Here is a 17008-nt window from a genome sequence, read left to right as displayed (position 1 = left end):
AAGCCCAACCGACCAAAGGCCAGCGTCAGTACCCGCGTCAGCAGTGCGGCCTCGTATTCGCGGCCCCGGACGTCCGGGCGACGAGCACCCGCCCGAGCCTGGCGGACACGCCATCGGCGTCCAGCCGCAGCGACGCGTGCCCCACCGACCGGCCGTCGGGGCCGGCTCCCGTCCAGGTCCGGCGCCACGGCTCCACCGCGTAGGCGGCGAGTCGGCCCCGGCGCACCGTCCGGCCGTTCCTACCCGCGCTTGAAGGGGGTCGGCCGGAGCACCGAGAGGCTGGCCGACGGCGGCGCGGCGGTAGCGCTGCGCGAGGCGATGCGCGGGCTTGGTCGCTCAGCCCAACGAAGCGCACGCCGGTACGCGGCAGTGGGTGTGTGCGAGGCGAGTAAGCGGCTGCTGGAGCTGCCCGGCGCGCAACTGGCCGGCGGTCACGCGCGGCGGGCAGCCCAGACGGTGCGCTCGGTACGGACGGCGAGGTCGTCGCGGCGCAGGATGCTGCGCGGGCTGTCGGCATCCAGGAGTTCGTCGAGTGCGGTGAGGTCTTCGGGGCCGAGTGCGGGTGCGCCGGTGTCGCGGATGCGCTTCAGGCTGCCGTGGGCGTAGCGGCCGATGGCCTCGTTGCGGTTGCCTTCGATGTTGACGGTGATGGTGCGTTCGTCTTCGACGGTGAACCCGGCGGCGGTCAGCACAGGTCCCCAGTCGGCGCCGCGGTGGGGTACGTGTTCGGCGTGGAAGCTGTCGGTGGCGGCATGGGCGCGCTCTTCGAGGCCGGGTCGGTTCTCGGGTGCGTCGGCCGGCAGGAAACGGGGGAATCCGTCCAGCTCGACGACGGCGAACAGGCCGCCCGGGGCGAGGAGTTCGCGGACGCTGCGCAGTGCGTGGTCGGGGTGGGCCATGTGGTGCATCGAGGCCGAGGCCCACACCAGGTCCGGTGTGCCGAAGTCGGGCCAGTGGTTGGTGTCGAGGTCGGCCTGCACGGTACGCACGCGGTCCTGAACGCCGCGTGCGCATGCCTTCTCGCGCAGGAGTTGCAGGTGGCCGGCGGAGGCGTCGACGGCGGTGACGTGTGCCTCGGGGAAACGCTCGAGGAGCGCGAAGGTGCCCGCACCGGTTCCGCAGCCCAGATCCGCGATCTGGCGCGGCGCGCTCTTCAGCGGCAGCCAGGCGGTGATGGACGCGATGTGCTCGGCGAGCACCTCGGCGTCCAGGTCGAGGATCTCCGCCTGGCCGCTGTCGCCGTGCTCCTGGTGGTGGCCGTGCGAGCCGCCGCGATGGGGGGTGTGCTGGTGCGCTGAGGTCATGGCATCACCGTAAGCGACCCATGCGCATACCGCGTGACTGCTTGCGGATTACGCAAGGAGATGACGCGTCATGCTGCCCGTCACGCAAGATCGCCCCCCTCGCGCGGCACACCCCGCGCCGGCGGGGCTGCTACTCGCGGGGGCCCTGTACGCCTTCGCGGTCGCCACTCTCGCCCGCGTCGCGTTGGTGGCCGCGGCGGGCGTCGCGGTCGAAGATGCCCATGATCTCGCACGGGCCGCCCTCGGAGCCGATGGCGTGCGGCATCATGGTGGGGAATTCGGCGGCCTGGTTGGTCTCGATGCGGAAGCGTCGGTGGCCGAGCAGGAGGATGGCGGTGCCGGACAGGACCACCAGCCATTCGCGGCCGGGATGGGCGCGCATGCGGGCGGGATTGTCGGGCGGCGGTTCGGTCATCCGCTGACGCACGACGCTCATCCCTGGGTCACCCTTTACGGGCCAGCGCATCAGGCCGTGGGCGCCATCGATCATCGGGCTGATGACGACGTCGGCGGCGGCGTTCTCCACGAGCTGGTCCAGGGTGGTGTCCAGGGCGCGGGCGAGGGTGACGAGCTGGTCCAGGGCGAGCCGGCGCTGACCGTTCTCGATGCGGCTCAGCGAGGACTGGCTGAGGTTGGCGCGGGTGGCCAGTTCTTCCAGGGACCAGCCCTGTGCGACCCGCAGTGCGCGGATCCGTTTGCGTACGAGGCTGTCCAGCTGCCCATCCTCTTGCGTCATGGGCAACATGGTATGCCCTTGATGCAATACGCGTTTAACGTCGATTGCAGATGGTCCAGCACGGTGGGCCACGTAGGACGAAAGGGCGCGACATGTCTGCGCGGACTTCCCGCTCCGAGAGCGACAGCCCGCCGGCCGAGACCGTGGACGTGGTGGTGATCGGCGGCGGTGTCGCGGGCCTCAACGGCGCGCTGATGCTCGCCCGCTCGCGCCGTTCGGTCGTCGTGATCGACAGCGGCACCCCGCGCAACGCGCCCGCTGCGGCGATGCACGGCTTCATCGTCCTGGACGGCACCCCGCCGCTCGAGATCCTTGAGCGAGGACGCCGGCAGGTACGCCGGTACGGCGGCCGGATCGTCTTCGGCGAGGTGGCCTCCACCGAGCCCGCGGCCCCCTCGGCCGACGGTGATCTGCGGTTCACCGTCACCCTGGCCGACGGCCGCACCCTCACCGCACGCAGGGTGCTGGTGGCCACCGGACTGAGCGACGTACTGCCCGAGGTGCCGGGCCTGGCCGCGCACTGGGGCCGCAGCGTGGTGCACTGCCCCTACTGCCACGGCTGGGAGGTCCGCGACGAGCCCGTCGGCATCCTCGCCACCGGTCCCGCCTCCCTCCACCACGCGCTGCTGTTCCGTCAACTGACCGATGACCTGGTCTACTTCACCCACGGCACCGAGCTCGACGCGGACACCCGCGCCCGGTTCGCCGCCCGCGATATCCGCGTCATCGAGACTGAAGTGCGGGAAGTCGTCAACGACGTGGACGGCACCCTCGCCGGGGTACGCCTGGCGGACGGCACCGTCGTGGAGCGGCACGTGATCGCGGTGGCCACGCGGACGCAGGCCCGCACCAAGGGCCTGGACGGCCTGATGCTGCCGATGGAGGACCTGCCCGACGGCATGGGCCGCCGCTACGCCTCCGCCATGGCCGGATCCACCGACGTCCCGGGCGTGTGGGTGGCCGGAAACGCCACGGACCTCTCCGCGCAGGTCGGCGCGTCCGCCGCGGCCGGCGCCCTGGCCGCCGCCCACATCAACGCCCTGCTGGCAACCGCCGACACCGACGCGGCCCTCGCCGCGGCACAGGGCGAGAACGCCCCCGCCTGACAACCGGCTCCCGCGGCTGAACCGCACGACCGCGCATCAGCGGCCCGCGCGGTGAGCGGCGCCCCGGCCTCACCACTGTTGGCGACCGGCCCTGCTCCGGCGCTGAATCCGCATGCCCTTTTCGAGAGGAAATCATGAGTATCAATCAGCCTCCCCAGGCGACGGCCGCGCCAGTAGGCGGCGGGGGCGCACCGGATGCGCGTCAGCTGCGTACGATCCTGATCGCCGTGTCGATCGCGCTGATGGCCGTCATCGCATCGGTGTCCGGGCTGAACGTCGCCCAGACCCACATGGCCGTGGAGTTCGACGCCTCGCAGAACACCGTTCTGTGGATCATCAACATCTACACCCTTGCTCTGGCCGCGCTGCTGCTGCCGCTCGGCGCGATCGGTGACCGCCTGGGCCGCAAGCCGATGCTGATCACCGGACTGACCGTCTTCGGCGCCGCCAGCGTCGTCGCGGGGCTGGCCCCGTCGGCAGGAGTGATGATCGCCGCGCGCGTGGCCGCCGGTATCAGCGCAGCGATGATCATGCCGATCACGCTCGCGGTCATCACCTCGACCTTCCCCGAGGAGCGGCGGGGCAAGGCGATCGGTGTGTGGACGGGTGTCGCCGGAGGCGGCGGCATCCTGGGCATGTTCCTCTCCGCGCTCCTCGTCGACGTCGCCGACTGGCGCTGGCTGTTCGTCCTGCCCGTGGTGCTGGTCATCGTGACCCTGGCCATGACACTGAAGTCGGTCCCCAACTCCCGGGAACCCTCGACGCATTCCTTCGACACCATGGGCGCGCTGGTCTCCACCATCGCCGTGATCGGTCTCATCTTCGTCCTGCAGGAAGGCCCTGAGCGCGGCTGGACCGCGCCGGTCACTTTGATGAGCCTGATCGTCGGCGTCGTCGCCGCCATCGGCTTCGTGGCCTGGGAACTGCGCCGTCGCGATGCCTCCCTGCTGGATGTGCGCCTGTTCCGTGAGCGCGGCCTGGCCAGCGGCTCGATCACACTGCTGGTCGTCTTCGGCGTCCAGGCGGGTATCGCCGTCGTGCTCTTCCCGTTCTTTCAGGCCGTCCTGGGCTGGTCGGGCCTGCTGTCCACCGTGGCGATGATGCCCATGGCCGTCATGATGATGATGGCGTCCGGCCTGGCCCCCAAGACGGCCGCCAAGATCGGTGCCCGCTCGACCATGACCGTGGGCGTCGCTCTGGCCACCCTCGGCCTGGCACTCATGGCACTGTTCGTCTCCGTCGACGGCGGCTACCTGTCCATCCTCGCCGGCATGCTCGCCATGGGCATCGGCATGGGTCTGTCGATGACGCCCTCGACCGAGGCCATCACCAGCTCCCTGCCCCGCGCCAAGCAGGGCGTGGCCTCCGCCCTCAACGACGTCACCCGCGAGTTCGGCACCGCACTCGGGGTCGCCATGCTCGGCGCGCTCCTGGCCAACGGGTACCGCGGCGCAATCGACGACAAGCTCGACGGCATCCCCGCGGGCGCCGCGGACACCGCGCGCGAAGGCATCGCCAACGCCATCGAGGTGGCCCCCAAGTCCGGCGGTCACGCACAGGACCTGATCCACGCAGCCCAGCAGTCCTTCGTCGATGGATGGCAGCAGGCCATGTGGGCGGGCACCGCCGTGATGGCCGTCCTGTTCCTCCACGTCGCCCTGCGCGGCCCGAAGAACGCCGCCCCCACAGCCCCGTCGGACGAGGCAGAACCCGTCCCGGCGGTCTCCGTCCGATAACCGTGTAAGGGCTGGACCACCAGCGCACAGACCGTCCGTCAGGCACCGCGGGATCGCGGTGCCTGACGCCTGGACCGGCGATCACGCCGCGTGCAGCAGATCTCCCGCACAGACCGAAAGATGGGAAACCCTGATGAGCACCGTCGAGCTGACTTCAGAAAACTGCGTGAGAACGTCGCCGTCTTCCGCCAGCCTGGCGCCCTGCCGGAGGCCGCCCTCGACGACCTCCTCAACCAGGCCCGCACTCTCGACATGAACGAGGTCCGCGCCTCCCTCGCCGCAGCACAGGAGAGCGAGTAGTCGGCGAAAGTCCCCCACTTCGGCTGAGACCGACCACACCGAGACACCCCGGGCCGGTCGTCGTTCGGGCTGCGTGTCTTACGGAGTCGTGACGCCCACGGCGGAGCGCGGGTTCCCGCGGGCCCCCGGTCCTAGCGTGGCCTTATGCGTGTACTGGTCACCGGCGGTGCCGGGTTCATCGGGTCCCATGTCGTCGACGCCCTGCGGGAGCGCGGGCACGATCCGCTCGTGTACGACGTCCGGGAGGATCCCGGCGCCGACGTCCGTGACCCCGCCGCGGTCGCCCGGGCGCTCGCGGGGGCCGACGCGGTGTGTCATCAGGCGGCGATGGTCGGCCTCGGCGACGGGGTCGCCGACGCGGCGGAGTACGTCTCCCACAATGACCTCGGCACCGCCGTGCTGCTCGCCGCCATGGCGGAGGCCGGTGTCCGCCATCTCGTCCTGGCCGGATCGATGGTGGTGTACGGCGAGGGACGATACGAGTGCGCCCGGCACGGCGTGGTGCGGCCAGGACCGCGCGCGCCCGAGGACTTGGACGGGGGGCGGTTCGAGCCGCGGTGCCCCCTGTGCGCGGAAAGCCTTCTCCCCGGCCTGGTCGACGAGGACGCCCCCGCCGATCCGCGCAACGTGTACGCCGCCACCAAGCTCGCCCAGGAGCACCTGGCCGCCGCGTGGGCCCGTAGCACGGGCGGGTCGGCGGTGTCGCTGCGCTACCACAACGTGTACGGGCCCCGGATGCCCCGGGACACCCCGTACGCGGGCGTGGCCTCCTTCTTCCGCTCCGCGCTGGCCAGGGGCGAGGCTCCCCGCGTCTTCGAGGACGGGTGCCAGCGGCGGGACTTCGTACACGTGCGGGACGTCGCGGCCGCCAACACCGCCGCCCTGGAGGCGTCTTCCGCACCGGGGACGCTGACCGCGTACAACACCGGCAGCGGGGATCCGCACACCGTCGGCGAGATGGCCCGGTCCCTGGCCGTCGCGTACGGCGGAGCCGAGCCCGTCGTCACTGGCGAGTACCGGCTGGGCGATGTCCGGCACATCACCGCCGACTCCTCGCGTCTGCGGGCCGCTCTGGGCTGGAAGCCGGAGACCGGCTTCGGTGAGGGAATGCGGGAGTTCGCGAGGGCGGGGCTGCGGGACGGGTGAGCCGGTCCGGCGCGCGCCTGGGCCACCGGACGTGTGTTCAGGCGGGTACCGCGGGCAGGGTGACTTCGAAGCGGCAGCCACCGGGGATGTTGTGTACGGTCGCCCTCCCCCGGTGCGCCTCCACGATTCCTCGCACGATGGCAAGGCCCAGACCCGCGCCCGCCGGGGGGGTGCGGGCGTCGGTGCCGCGCCAGCCGGTGTCGAAGACGCGCGGCAGTTCCTCCTCCGGGATGCCGCCACAGCCGTCCGTCACGGACAGCACCACGTCGCCACCGGCCGCACGTTCGGCCGCGATCGCGACGGTGCCGTCCGCCGGAGTACGCCGGATGGCGTTGATCAGGAGATTGCCGAGCACGCGGCTCATCTCCTTGCCGTCCACCTCCACCGGCACGGGCTCGACCAGCCCGCCCACCAACTTGACCCCGTGCACCCGCGCGAGCGGGTCGGCTCCCGCCAGCGCGTCGCCGACCAGGTCGTACAACGACATACGGGAGGGGGTCAGCGGGAGCGTGCCGGCGTGGATGCGGGAGAGTTCGAAGAGGTCGCCGACCATGGCGTTGAGCCGTTCGACCTCGGTACGGATCTGCTTGAGATAGCGGTCGGGGTCGGCGGCGACGCCGTCCTCCAGGGCCTCCGACATGGCGCGCAGACCGGCCAGCGGGGTGCGCAGATCGTGCGAGATCCAGGCCACGAGTTCCCGCCGGGAGGTCTCCAACGCCCGCTCCCGCTCACGGGACTCGGCGAGCCGGGCGCTGGTGGCCGCCAGCTCGCGGCTGACCTCTGCCAGTTCCGCGGTGGCCGGGATCTCCGGGGCCGCGAACTGGCCGTCGCCGAACGAGCGCGCCGCGACGGCCAGTTCACGGCTGCGGGCGACCACCCAGCGGCCCAGCAGCAGAGCGGTGACCAGCGAAACGACGGCGGCCATGGCGACGACGGTCGTCACCACCGACAGGTCGTGGGGCGAGAGGAACATCGCCCACGCCACGGCCAGCGTGCCGGCGAGCATGGCCAGCACCCCCACCGCCGCCACGACGGCGAGCGAGGCGGTGAGCGACCGGCGGCGAATCAGCCGCAGCACGACCGCTCCGGCAAGGCCCGTCACGGCCGCGCCCAGGAAGGCGTAGAGGGCGATGAGGAGGGTGTCGCGCACGTCAGCCCACCTGCCCGTGAACCGGTGCCCGCCCCGGCCCGTCGACTCCCGGCCCCGGTTCGGCTTCCGGCCCGTCTCCCGGCCCTGGTCCGTTCCCAGGTCCGTCTCCCGGTTCGTGCCCCGGAGCCTCCCTCGGGGCACCTTCCGGTTCAAAGCGATAGCCCACCCCCCACACCGTCTGGATCAGACGGGGGCGGGCAGGATCGTCCTCGACCTTGCCGCGCAGCCGACGGACATGGACCGTGACGGTCGACAGGTCGCCGAAGTCCCAGCCCCACACCTCGCGCATCAGGGCCTCCCGGCCGTATGCCCGCCCAGGATGGCGCAGGAAGAACGAGAGCAGGTCGAACTCCCTCAGCGTGAGGGGAAGTTCGTCGCCGTTCTTGGTGGCACGGCGGGCTCCGGGATCGACGGCGAGCCCGGCCGCGCCGAGCGGACGCGTTCCCGTGGCGGGGCGGGAGCGGCGCAGTACCGACTCCACGCGCAGGACCAGCTCGCGGGGGCTGAAGGGCTTGGTGACGTAGTCGTCGGCGCCGACCTCCAGGCCGAGGATGCGGTCGTCCTCGTCGCCGCGGGCGGTGAGCATGATGACCGGCACCGGGCCCCGGCCACGCAGTCTGCGGCAGACCTCCAGACCGTCCATGCCCGGCAGCATCAGGTCCAGCACGACCAGATCCGGACGGTGCGCGTCGGCGTGGACGAGGGCCGACGGCCCGTCATCCGCCCGGTCCACGAGGTAGCCGGCGCGGTCCAGATATCCGGCGACGACCTCGGAGACGGTCGGATCGTCATCGACGACCAGGACCCTCGCCGGCCGGCTCCCTGCTTGTGCCCCCGGGGGCTCATACGGCTGCTGCATGCCTCCAGCCTGGCATCCCGCCGTCCCCAGGCACCCTCCCCCGAGGCCCTCCCGCCGCCGACGTCCATGTTTCGTAAGGACCGCATGCCCGAATTGCCCGATTAGCACTCGTAGGGTGAAGCCGTGACCCTCCCACCTCCACGAAAAGTCGATGTCGTCCTGCCCTGCCTGAACGAGGCCGAGGCGCTGCCCTGGGTGCTCGCACGGATCCCGGACGGCTGGCGCGCCCTGGTCGTCGACAACGGCTCCACCGACGGCTCGGCGGACCTCGCCCGCACGCTCGGCGCGACCGTCGTGCACGAGCCGCGCCGGGGCTTCGGCGCCGCCTGCCACGCCGGACTGAGCGCCGCGGACGCCGACATCGTCTGCTTCTGCGACTGCGACGCCTCCCTCGACCCCGCGCTGCTCGTGCCCTTCGTCGACGAGATCCGCTCCGGCGCTGCCGACCTCGTCCTCGGACGACGGCGCGCCCGCGGCCGGGGCGCCTGGCCCGCGCACGCCCGCGCGGGCAATCTGGCGCTCGCGCGTATGCTGCGCCACCGCACCGGGCTGCGCCTGCACGACCTCGGCCCCCTGCGCGCCACCCGTCGCGAGCCGTTGCTCGCCCTCGGCCTCACCGACCGGCGCAGCGGCTATCCCCTGGAGATGGTCGTACGGGCCGCCGACGCGGACTGGCGGATCGCCGAGCACGACGTGCCGTATCTGCCGCGCACCGGCGCCTCGAAGGTGACGGGCACCTGGCGCGGCACCTGGCAAGCGGTACGGGACATGAGCCGCGTCCTGCGCGAGAGCCCCGACCACGCGGGAGGAACAGCACGGTGACCACACTCCTCGTCATCGCCAAGGAACCCCGGCCGGGGCGCGTCAAAACGCGACTCACCCCGCCCTTCGCTCCCGAGGAAGCCGCGGAGCTGGCGGAAGCCGCTCTCGCCGACACCCTGCGCACCGTGGCGGCGGCGCCCGCGTCCCGGCGGGTCCTCGTCCTCGACGGGACCCCGGGCCGCTGGCTGCCGCCCGGCTTCGACGTCGTACCGCAGTGTGCGGGCGGACTGGACGAGCGGCTGGCGGACGCCTTCGCGCACTGCCACGGCCCGGCGCTGCTCATCGGCATGGACACCCCGCAGGTGACGCCCGAGCTGCTCACCGTGGACTTCGCTGACTGCGACGCGTACTTCGGCCCGGCGCGGGACGGTGGCTTCTGGGCGCTCGGTCTGTCCTGCCCCGACCCCGCCCTGTTGCTCGGCGTGCCCATGTCGACGCCGGTGACGGGGGCCGTGCAGCGGCGGCGGCTGGCCGCCGCCGGGCTGCGCGTGCGCGACCTGCCGTGCCTGCGGGACGTCGACACGGCGGCCGACGCGTACGCGGTCGCCGCCCTGGCCCCGCACAGCGGGTTCGCCTCGCGGCTGGCCCGGAGCGCGCCGTCGGCGGCCCGCCGATGAGTACCACCATGCCGCCGTGGGCGGGCGCCGACTCCTACGCCGCCGCCCTGCGCGCCGGACGCGGTCCGCTGTTCCTGCGCCGGGACGACGGCTGGCTGCTGCCACTTGAGGTGGAACGCTGGTGCGCCCGGGCCGACCCGGTCGATCTGGACGTGCTGGACCGGTGCGAGGGCACCGTGCTGGACGTCGGCTGCGGACCGGGACGGCTGGTGGCGGAACTCGCCGCCCGGGGCCGGACCGCCCTCGGTATCGACGTCAGCGAGGCCGCCGTCGACCACACGGCCCGCCTCGGCGGCCAGGCGCTACGCCGCTCCGTCTTCGAGCCGCTGCCCGGCGAGGGCCGCTGGGGCACCGTCCTGTTGATGGACGGCAACGTCGGTATCGGCGGCGACCCGCGCGCCCTGCTGGAGCGGGTCGCGGGCCTGCTCGCCCCCGGCGGGCTGCTGATCGCCGAGACCGCGCCGGTGGACGTCGACGAACGCGTGCACGTCCACATCACCGACGCGCGCGCCACGGCCGGCGCTCCCTTCCCCTGGTCACGGCTCGGCATTCCGGCCCTGCACCGCTACGCGCGGGACTGGGAGCGGGCCGGTCACTGGACGGCCGGTGACCGGCGTTTCGCCGCCTTGCGCAGCCGCAGCGCCAGCAGCAGCGCCGAGCCGCCGAACAGGACGGCGGTGATCAGCAGCCAGCGGGCGAGGAAGCCGTCCGGAGACAGCCCGGTGGCAAGCCGGTAACGCCGGTCGGCCATCCCGCTGATCAGCGGGAACCACACGAGCAGGAGCAGACAGGACAGGGCCGCCGGGACCCGGACGTACATCGCCCACTCCCGGCGACCGACCGCGCCGAGAGCGCGTACCACCACCCGGTCCGCCCCCGCGTACAGGGGCAGCAGTACGAGATCGTGCAGCAGCGCCGCCCCCACGATCCACAGCGCCACACCGGCCCAGTCGTCCGCGAGCAGCCGTACCCCCGCGTACCCGGCGAGGGCGAACGAGCAAGCGAGTAGAAGCAGTTGAAGCGGGCTGCCGACCGGAACACGCGGAAGCATCACAGATCTCCGAACGTCATACGGGCCACCCACTTGGTGTTCAGCACACCGGGCGCGGCGGGCACGATCACGCGGGCGGGATAGCCGTGGTCGGGGGACAGCTCTTCGCCATTGACATACAGGGCGAGCAGGGAGCGCGGGTCGGCGACCTGGTTGGCGCGCAGGCCCGCTCTGCGGAAGGCGCCGTGCCGCTGGAGGGATTCGACGAGGACGTCCGGTGGGTCGTCCTCGTACCCGACGAGTGCGGCGAGTTCATGCAGCCGCACCCCGCGCCACCACTGGTCGGACGTCGACCAGCCCTCGACGCAGGCAATGGGCAACGCGGCGCTGTGCAGGGGTAGTTCGGATAGTCGGGCGCGGCTGAGGCGGACGGTGCCGGTCCGTCCGGTGACGACGAGCCGCCAGGCGTCCTCGGCCGTCTCGGCGGCGCGGATCCCGGCGTACGCGGCCCGCTTGTTGATCTGGAAGCCGTTCGGGCCGCCGCCGGGCTCGGCCCCGCCGTGCGGCGCGAGGAGGGCGGTACGGCGCAGACCGTCGAAGCTCCGCCCCACCGTGGTGGCGAACAGCAGCAGCGAGCCGCCCCCGACGAACAACAGGGCGCCGCGCCGGGAGACGGTCGGCTCTGCGGGGCACGGGGACACCAAGTCATTGCGCTCCTGGCGCAGTTGGCGAATATTGCGCGCCGCGGTGGGCAGCTTCAGCAGCGCGTGGGCCGCGAAGGCCGCGAAGAACACCCAGGCGCCGTAGAAGTGCAGCGGATAGAAGGAGCCCGGGAAGACGTAGTTCAGCTGGACGTTGAACACCCCGGTCACGAACTCGAACAGCCCGCCCCCGACGAGCAGCAGCAGCGAGAGCCGCTCCAGCGCGTGCGCGAGCGAGCGGACCGGCGGCAGCGCGAACAGCCTCGGCACCACCGACCACAGCTTGGCCAGCAGAACAGGGATCAGGGTGACGCCCAGGGTGACATGGACGCCCTGGTTGAGCCGGTACAGCCAATGCGGGTTCGTGGGCCAGGCGAAGAGATAGAAGCCGAGGATCCCCTTGCCCGGGGTCTTGTCGTTGACCGGCGCCAGGTCCGGGTTGTAGGCGGCGTACGAGAACAGGCCCGTCACGAACAGCACCGTGATCCCGACAAGCAGGACGACGCCCAGCACGGACGTGAACCAGGGGCCACGCAGGGGACTGCGCCAGAAGCGGGGGTCGGTGGGGGAGATCGGCAGCCGTGGATCGTCTCGCATGGTCCGAACGTAGGCCGCGAGCGCCCTGGTGGAGGGCCTGCGACTCATGACGAAACGCTGACGTCCGTCCGGGGACGGCGGTGTGTGAACGTCCGCCCGCCTACCGTGCCGGTGTGACCCGCACCCGCGCCGTACGCTCCGACGAGCCGCGCACCCCGAATACCCCGAGCACCGACCGCACCGACCGACCGTCCCGCGGCCTCCGCCGCGACCTGTACGCCGTCGGCGCCGCCGTCCTGCTGGTGACGACGGCCGTGCTGGTCGGCCGCCACATCCAGGAAACCCGCCACACACTGCGTGTCGGCTGGCCGCCGGTGCTGGGGTCCTGGGAACCGCACGTCGGTCCCGGCACCCCGGCGGCAGGCATCGTCGCCATCCTCACCCTCGCGTACGGCCCCGCCCTCGCCGCGCGTCTCCCCTGGCGGGCCCTGCTGACGCTGGCCTGGGGCACGTCCACGGCCTGGACACTCTCCCTCGCCCTGATCGACGGCTGGCAGCGAGGCATCGCCGCCCGTCTCACCACCCGCAACGAATATCTCCAGGTCATCGACCGCTTCCACGACATCCCGGCCGCCCTGGGCGACTTCACCCATCACATCCTGATCCAGTCCCCCGACAACTGGCCCGCCCACGTCGCCGGCCACCCCCCGGCCGCCACCCTCACCTTCGTCCTCCTCGACCGGATCGGACTGCGCGGCGGTGGCTGGGCCGGCATCTGGTGCATCACCGTCGGCGCGACGGCCTGCGCGGCCGTCCTGGTCGCGATCCGCGCGCTGGCCGACGAGCGTTCAGCACGACGGGCAGCGCCCTTCCTCGTCCTGGCACCCGCCGCGGTATGGATGGGCACCTCGGCGGACGCGTACTTCGCGGCGGTGGCCGCCTGGGCGGTGGCACTGCTCGCGCTCGCGGTCACCCGGGGCTCCCTCCCTGCTGCCGGGGCGGCCGGGCTGCTGTCCGGCCTGACCTGCTACCTCTCCTACGGCCTCACACTCTTCGCGCTGATCGGCGCGGCGGTCCTGTGGCTCGGCAGGGACCGGCTGCGGGGGCGCCCCGTGCTGCTCATACCGCTGCTCGCCGGGGCGGCCGTCGTACCAGCCGCCTTTACTCTCGCCGGATTCGACTGGTGGGAGGCGTACCACCTGCTGGTCACCCGCTACTACCAGGGAGCTGGCGGAGTCCGCCCGTACAGCTACTGGGTATGGGCCAACCTTGCCTGCACCGTACTCATCACCGGCCCGGCGACGGCGGCGGGCCTGCGGAGGACGGGCGCGGTGCTGACGCGCGGGCGGGGCCGGGGCGAGTTCGAGGGCGGGAAGGCGGAGCCGGCCGAAAGGCGCGGCGCGGGGCCAGTCCTGGACCCGGCCGACGCGGGGACCCGCCTCGCGCTCCTCGTGGCCGCCGCCCTGCTCGCCCTGCTGATCGCCGACCTGTCCGGAATGAGTAAGGCCGAGACGGAACGCATCTGGCTCCCGTTCGCGATGTGGCTGCTTCCCGCGTGCGCGTTCCTCCCACGCCCCCGCGCCTGGCTCACCGCTCAGGCGGTGCTCGCGCTGCTTCTCAACCACCTGCTGATGACCGGTTGGTAAACGGGCTGGTGTCCGGCGTACGGGATCGGCTCGTCAGCGCAGCCGCCCACGCCGCCGGCCTCGCCCCCGCCTCCACCCCCGCCTCCACCCCCGAGGAGCCGGCCCCACCCAGGCTCGCCAAGGGGCACACTGCCGAGGAGTCCGACGTGATCCTCAAGACCTGGCGCACCGGTGTCCGGATCGCCCGCCGCCGTACGGCGCATCACCGGACACTCCGTGCGACGCCCGGCACTCCCTGAACAGTTCGGCGTTCGACGCCTACACCGTGCCGACCACGTACCCGGGCCCCCTGCCCACCGTCCCCGAGGACCGGTGGGCAGGGGGCCCGGCTCGTTGCCGAGCGGACATCACGCAGCCTCGATCCCAGATAATGGCCCTCTCATCCGCACCGTCCAGGGGGACCATGCGCACCCGCACCACCACCGCACTCATCACGGCCGGCCTGCTCGCCACGCTCACCGCGTGCGCGGACCACCCCCGAGCCGATCCGGCGGCGTGCCGGGAGGCTCTGGCCGAAGCGTTCGCTGACGCCATGGAGACCGGGGCCACGGGCAAGGCACCCGCCGCGTGCGATCGCGTCGAAGAGCCGACGCGGACGAAGCTCGCCGGTGAAATCCTCTTCGACTACGTCCAAACCGAAGAAGGCCACGAAGCCCTCAAAGGACAGACATCCGAGGAGTTCGAGCGTCTCGTCCGGGGCGGCTTCGACGGGCTGGGAGCCACACCAGCCCCCTGAGCCAGATCTGCCAGTACCGCCTGGGACGAGCCGAACGCCGAGGCAGGGCGTCGGCGACGCTGCAAGCACCGCGGCACACCGCCTCCACCGGATGTCCGAGGACCCCAGTCACCCATGCGGGTCGGATTTGCTTTTCCGATCTCCCGCCGATACGTAGACCGGATAAGGAAGTGCACCCTTAAGGCGGCAATTCATTTACGAATGCCCTCACATACGCGTCGAATGTAATTTTCCGGGGCACCATGCGATTTCATTCGGTCATCCTCCGTTTGATGAAGCACAAGGAATCCCATGGGTGACCCACCAGGCCAGAATCCAGATCCCTCGAACGCCGGGGGCGAAGGGAAGGACGGCCTCCCGGAGTCCGGAGCCGCCGAGACGCCGTCTCGGCCGGGGGCCGCGCCGACCGGTGGCTTCGGCCGGACCGGCCGTCCTTCCCCGCCCCCGAACCACGAAGGTCCGAGCACCGCGGACGCCCCCTCCTCGGCCGGTGCGCCGAACGGGGCTGCCCCGACGAACGACTCATCAGGGGCTTCGAGGATCGGCCCGTCCGATCGGTCGGCGGTGGCGGCGAAAGGATCGCCTCGGGTGCGTCTGGCGGGGCTGTTACGGGGAGGACCGCCGTCCGGTCCGACCCGGCCGGGGTTCTGGCGCAGTCCGCTGCGCGGGCCCTGGCTGACATCCGTGCTCGGCGCGGTGCTGCTGGTGGGCATCACGCTGATGTTCGTCACCGGACTGCTCTCGTACGCCGCGTACAACCCCGACCTCGGTGCCAACGACAAGACCCCGGAGCGGGGCTGGCTGGGGTTCTACCTCTTCTCCTGGCCGACGCATCCGTACTGGCTCTACCGGCTCACGCAGGGTGTCCACGTCACGCTCGGTATCGTGCTGGTCCCGGTGCTGCTCGCGAAGCTCTGGTCGGTGATCCCGAAGCTGTTCTCCTGGCCTCCGGTCACGTCGGTCAGCCACGTGCTGGAGCGGCTGTCGCTGCTGCTGCTTGTGGGTGGGGTGCTGTTCGAGTTCGTCACCGGATTGCTCAATATCCAGCTGGACTACATTTTCCCCGGCTCCTTCTACCTGCTGCATTTCTATGGAGCCTGGGTCTTCATCGGCGCGTTCGTCGTCCATATCGCCTTCCGGATCCCTCTCATGGTCCGGATGCTGCGCAGCGGCGGTCTCCGCGCGGAACTGCGCGGGCGGTCCGGGGAGGGCGGCGCGTCCCTGTCGGATGCCACGGGTCTGGTCAGCCCTCGTCCGGCCGCGTCGACCATGTCCCGGCGTGGCGCGCTGGGGATGGTGGGGGCGGGCTCCCTGGTGCTGTTCGCGGTGACGGTGGGGCAGAGCATCGGGGGCTGGCTCCGGCCCACCGCTCTGCTCGCGCCACACGGTCAGGAGCCGGGGCCGGGGCCGAACGGGTTCCAGATCAACAAGACGGCGGCCAGTGTGGGTATCCGCGCCGTCGACATGGGTCCGGCCTGGCGTCTTGTCGTACGTGGCGGGGGGCGCGAGAGGGTCCTGACCCGTGCGGAGCTTCTGGCGCTGCCCCAGCACGGTGCGGCCCTGCCGATCGCCTGCGTGGAGGGGTGGTCCACCGAGAACCAGGACTGGAGCGGGGTTCGGCTGGCCGATTTGGCCGCGCTCGTCGGGCTCTCCCACCGCCCGCCCGGAGTCTTCGTGCAGTCCGCCCAGCTCGGCGGGGCCTTCCGCGCGACCACCTTGCGCGACAACCAGGTCCGCGACCCCCGTTCGCTGCTGGCTCTGCGGGTCAACGGCGCCGATCTGTCGCCTGATCACGGCTATCCGGCGCGGATCATCGTCCCGGCCAACCCGGGTGTCCACAACACCAAATGGGTCACCCGGCTGACCTTCGGGGAGAACGCGTGAACCGTTTCCGGGCCCGGTACGGGGCCTCTCCGCTGCATCTGCTCCTGGTGCTCTGCTCGTTCGCCCTCACCGGCTACGCCGGTATCAGGCTGCTGTCCGGAACCGAACCGTGGATGGTGGTGCTGTGGTTCGTCGCAGCGGCCCTGCTGCACGACCTGGTGCTGCTCCCCCTGTACACGGTCACGGACCGGGCGGCCCAGTCCGTACTGGGCGAACGCGGGGAACCCGACGCACCGCAGGAGAGATTCCCGGGGCGACGATGGATGAACTACGTCCGCGTACCGGTGTTCCTCTCCGGCCTGCTGTTGCTGACCTATTTTCCGCTGATCCTGGGGCGGGTGAATCACCGCTACACCTTGTACACCACACTCTCCGCCGACGTGTTCCTCGGCCGCTGGCTCCTGATCACCGCGGCCCTCTTCGCGATCTCCGCACTCACCCTGCTGATCCGCTCGGGAGGGTCCCCTGTCCGGCGGCAGCCGCGTGCGGGCGAACCCGGAGCACCGTCTCAGGGACCGGGCGGGAGCGGTCCCGGCCCTGAGTCCGGGCCGTGGCCGGGAAGCCGGGACCACTGACGCGGATAGCGCCATTCCCCCTCAGCAGGCAGGACAGATGTGAGTGCGCGACCGATCGGTGACTACGCGCTGTTGTCGGACTGCGGTTCGGCCGCACAGCCAGTCCACGGACACGCTCGGGCCTTGACCCCTGATGTTGGACACACGAGACACTGGATCCTG

General features: G+C 71.7%; 17 protein-coding genes and 1 pseudogene. 12 read left to right on the top strand and 6 right to left on the bottom strand.

The genetic code is table 11. The features are described from left to right. Positions 1-37: 37 nt before the first annotated feature. The 3 genes from OG627_RS32500 to OG627_RS32490 form a co-directional block, all read right to left on the bottom strand. Positions 38-226 (bottom strand): hypothetical protein, encoded by a 189-nt coding sequence (locus OG627_RS32500; RefSeq protein WP_329071282.1) that lies wholly within the window; start codon positions 224-226, stop codon positions 38-40. A 205-nt stretch (positions 227-431) separates the two neighbouring features. Then, positions 432-1304, bottom strand: a complete 873-nt coding sequence (locus tag OG627_RS32495) for a class I SAM-dependent methyltransferase (RefSeq protein ID WP_329071280.1) — start codon at positions 1302-1304, stop codon at positions 432-434. Positions 1305-1434: 130 nt separating this feature from the next. After that, the gene (locus tag OG627_RS32490) at positions 1435-2040 is read right to left on the bottom strand and encodes an XRE family transcriptional regulator (RefSeq protein WP_329071278.1); all 606 of its coding nucleotides are present in this window, start codon (positions 2038-2040) and stop codon (positions 1435-1437) included. 92 nt (positions 2041-2132) lie between these two features. Here OG627_RS32490 and OG627_RS32485 point away from each other — a divergent pair, with 92 nt between their 5' ends. The 4 genes and pseudogenes from OG627_RS32485 to OG627_RS32470 all read left to right on the top strand — a co-directional run bounded on the left by OG627_RS32485 (position 2133) and on the right by OG627_RS32470 (position 6328). Then, positions 2133-3146, top strand: a complete 1014-nt coding sequence (locus OG627_RS32485) for an NAD(P)/FAD-dependent oxidoreductase (protein WP_329071275.1) — start codon at positions 2133-2135, stop codon at positions 3144-3146. 134 nt (positions 3147-3280) lie between these two features. After that, entirely contained in the window at positions 3281-4882 is a 1602-nt protein-coding gene (locus OG627_RS32480; RefSeq protein ID WP_329071273.1) for an MFS transporter, read from the top strand. Between the two features lie 162 nt (positions 4883-5044). Next, positions 5045-5182: pseudogene (locus OG627_RS32475) on the top strand (thiol reductase thioredoxin); the annotation flags it as partial. Between the two features lie 144 nt (positions 5183-5326). Next, positions 5327-6328 carry an NAD-dependent epimerase/dehydratase family protein gene (locus OG627_RS32470; protein WP_329071271.1) on the top strand — a complete coding sequence of 334 codons (1002 nt, stop codon included), beginning with the start codon at positions 5327-5329 and terminating at the stop codon, positions 6326-6328. A gap of 37 nt (positions 6329-6365) precedes the next feature. Here the strand turns inward: OG627_RS32470 and OG627_RS32465 are convergent, their stop codons facing one another. Both OG627_RS32465 and OG627_RS32460 read right to left on the bottom strand, forming a co-directional pair. Next, positions 6366-7478, bottom strand: coding sequence for a sensor histidine kinase (locus OG627_RS32465; RefSeq protein ID WP_329071269.1), 1113 nt, complete (start codon positions 7476-7478; stop codon positions 6366-6368). A gap of 1 nt (position 7479) precedes the next feature. After that, entirely contained in the window at positions 7480-8337 is an 858-nt protein-coding gene (locus tag OG627_RS32460) for a response regulator transcription factor (protein WP_329071267.1), read from the bottom strand. A 123-nt stretch (positions 8338-8460) separates the two neighbouring features. Between OG627_RS32460 and OG627_RS32455 the strand changes: the two genes are divergently transcribed. The 3 genes from OG627_RS32455 to OG627_RS32445 are packed head-to-tail and all read left to right on the top strand — an operon-like array spanning position 8461 to position 10513. Further along, on the top strand, positions 8461-9159 hold the full coding sequence (locus tag OG627_RS32455; protein ID WP_329071264.1) for a glycosyltransferase family 2 protein: 699 nt from the start codon (positions 8461-8463) through the stop codon (positions 9157-9159). Further along, on the top strand, positions 9156-9776 hold the full coding sequence (locus OG627_RS32450) for a TIGR04282 family arsenosugar biosynthesis glycosyltransferase (protein ID WP_329071262.1): 621 nt from the start codon (positions 9156-9158) through the stop codon (positions 9774-9776). Before OG627_RS32455 ends, OG627_RS32450 begins: the two co-directional genes overlap by 4 nt. Beyond that, on the top strand, positions 9773-10513 hold the full coding sequence (locus OG627_RS32445; RefSeq protein WP_329071261.1) for a class I SAM-dependent methyltransferase: 741 nt from the start codon (positions 9773-9775) through the stop codon (positions 10511-10513). The genes OG627_RS32450 and OG627_RS32445 overlap by 4 nt, the downstream gene beginning before the upstream one ends. A gap of 313 nt (positions 10514-10826) precedes the next feature. On the opposite strand, the gene OG627_RS32440 is transcribed toward OG627_RS32445, so the two are convergent. Beyond that, positions 10827-12065: a molybdopterin-dependent oxidoreductase gene (locus OG627_RS32440; RefSeq protein ID WP_329071259.1), complete on the bottom strand. Its 1239-nt coding sequence runs from the start codon at positions 12063-12065 to the stop codon at positions 10827-10829. A gap of 113 nt (positions 12066-12178) precedes the next feature. On the opposite strand from OG627_RS32440, the gene OG627_RS32435 reads away from it, so the two are divergent. The 5 genes from OG627_RS32435 (at position 12179) to OG627_RS32415 (ending at position 16846) form a co-directional block, all read left to right on the top strand. Beyond that, positions 12179-13651 (top strand): hypothetical protein, encoded by a 1473-nt coding sequence (locus OG627_RS32435; protein WP_443073581.1) that lies wholly within the window; start codon positions 12179-12181, stop codon positions 13649-13651. Between the two features lie 8 nt (positions 13652-13659). Next, positions 13660-13890, top strand: coding sequence for a hypothetical protein (locus tag OG627_RS32430; protein ID WP_329071257.1), 231 nt, complete (start codon positions 13660-13662; stop codon positions 13888-13890). A gap of 164 nt (positions 13891-14054) precedes the next feature. After that, the gene (locus OG627_RS32425) at positions 14055-14387 is read left to right on the top strand and encodes a hypothetical protein (protein ID WP_329071255.1); all 333 of its coding nucleotides are present in this window, start codon (positions 14055-14057) and stop codon (positions 14385-14387) included. A gap of 594 nt (positions 14388-14981) precedes the next feature. Next, positions 14982-16271: a molybdopterin-dependent oxidoreductase gene (locus OG627_RS32420; protein ID WP_329073137.1), complete on the top strand. Its 1290-nt coding sequence runs from the start codon at positions 14982-14984 to the stop codon at positions 16269-16271. Continuing rightward, the gene (locus OG627_RS32415) at positions 16268-16846 is read left to right on the top strand and encodes a hypothetical protein (RefSeq protein ID WP_443073580.1); all 579 of its coding nucleotides are present in this window, start codon (positions 16268-16270) and stop codon (positions 16844-16846) included. The genes OG627_RS32420 and OG627_RS32415 overlap by 4 nt, the downstream gene beginning before the upstream one ends. The last annotated feature ends 162 nt before the right edge of the window (positions 16847-17008 follow it).

The sequence above is a fragment of the Streptomyces sp. NBC_01429 genome (genome assembly GCF_036231945.1).
In the GTDB taxonomy this organism is placed as follows: domain Bacteria; phylum Actinomycetota; class Actinomycetes; order Streptomycetales; family Streptomycetaceae; genus Streptomyces.
This window is presented reverse-complemented; position numbering and strand designations above follow the sequence as displayed.

What these genes read in the sequence shown, in the direction of transcription:
- OG627_RS32495 (WP_329071280.1), bottom strand. Translation starts at nt 1,304, where the DNA reads ATGACCTCAGCGCACCAGCACACCCCCCATCGCGGCGGCTCGCACGGC.
- OG627_RS32490 (WP_329071278.1), bottom strand. Translation starts at nt 2,040, where the DNA reads ATGACGCAAGAGGATGGGCAGCTGGACAGCCTCGTACGCAAACGGATC.
- OG627_RS32485 (WP_329071275.1), top strand. Translation starts at nt 2,133, where the DNA reads ATGTCTGCGCGGACTTCCCGCTCCGAGAGCGACAGCCCGCCGGCCGAG.
- OG627_RS32480 (WP_329071273.1), top strand. Translation starts at nt 3,281, where the DNA reads ATGAGTATCAATCAGCCTCCCCAGGCGACGGCCGCGCCAGTAGGCGGC.
- OG627_RS32470 (WP_329071271.1), top strand. Translation starts at nt 5,327, where the DNA reads ATGCGTGTACTGGTCACCGGCGGTGCCGGGTTCATCGGGTCCCATGTC.
- OG627_RS32460 (WP_329071267.1), bottom strand. Translation starts at nt 8,337, where the DNA reads ATGCAGCAGCCGTATGAGCCCCCGGGGGCACAAGCAGGGAGCCGGCCG.
- OG627_RS32445 (WP_329071261.1), top strand. Translation starts at nt 9,773, where the DNA reads ATGAGTACCACCATGCCGCCGTGGGCGGGCGCCGACTCCTACGCCGCC.
- OG627_RS32440 (WP_329071259.1), bottom strand. Translation starts at nt 12,065, where the DNA reads ATGCGAGACGATCCACGGCTGCCGATCTCCCCCACCGACCCCCGCTTC.
- OG627_RS32425 (WP_329071255.1), top strand. Translation starts at nt 14,055, where the DNA reads ATGCGCACCCGCACCACCACCGCACTCATCACGGCCGGCCTGCTCGCC.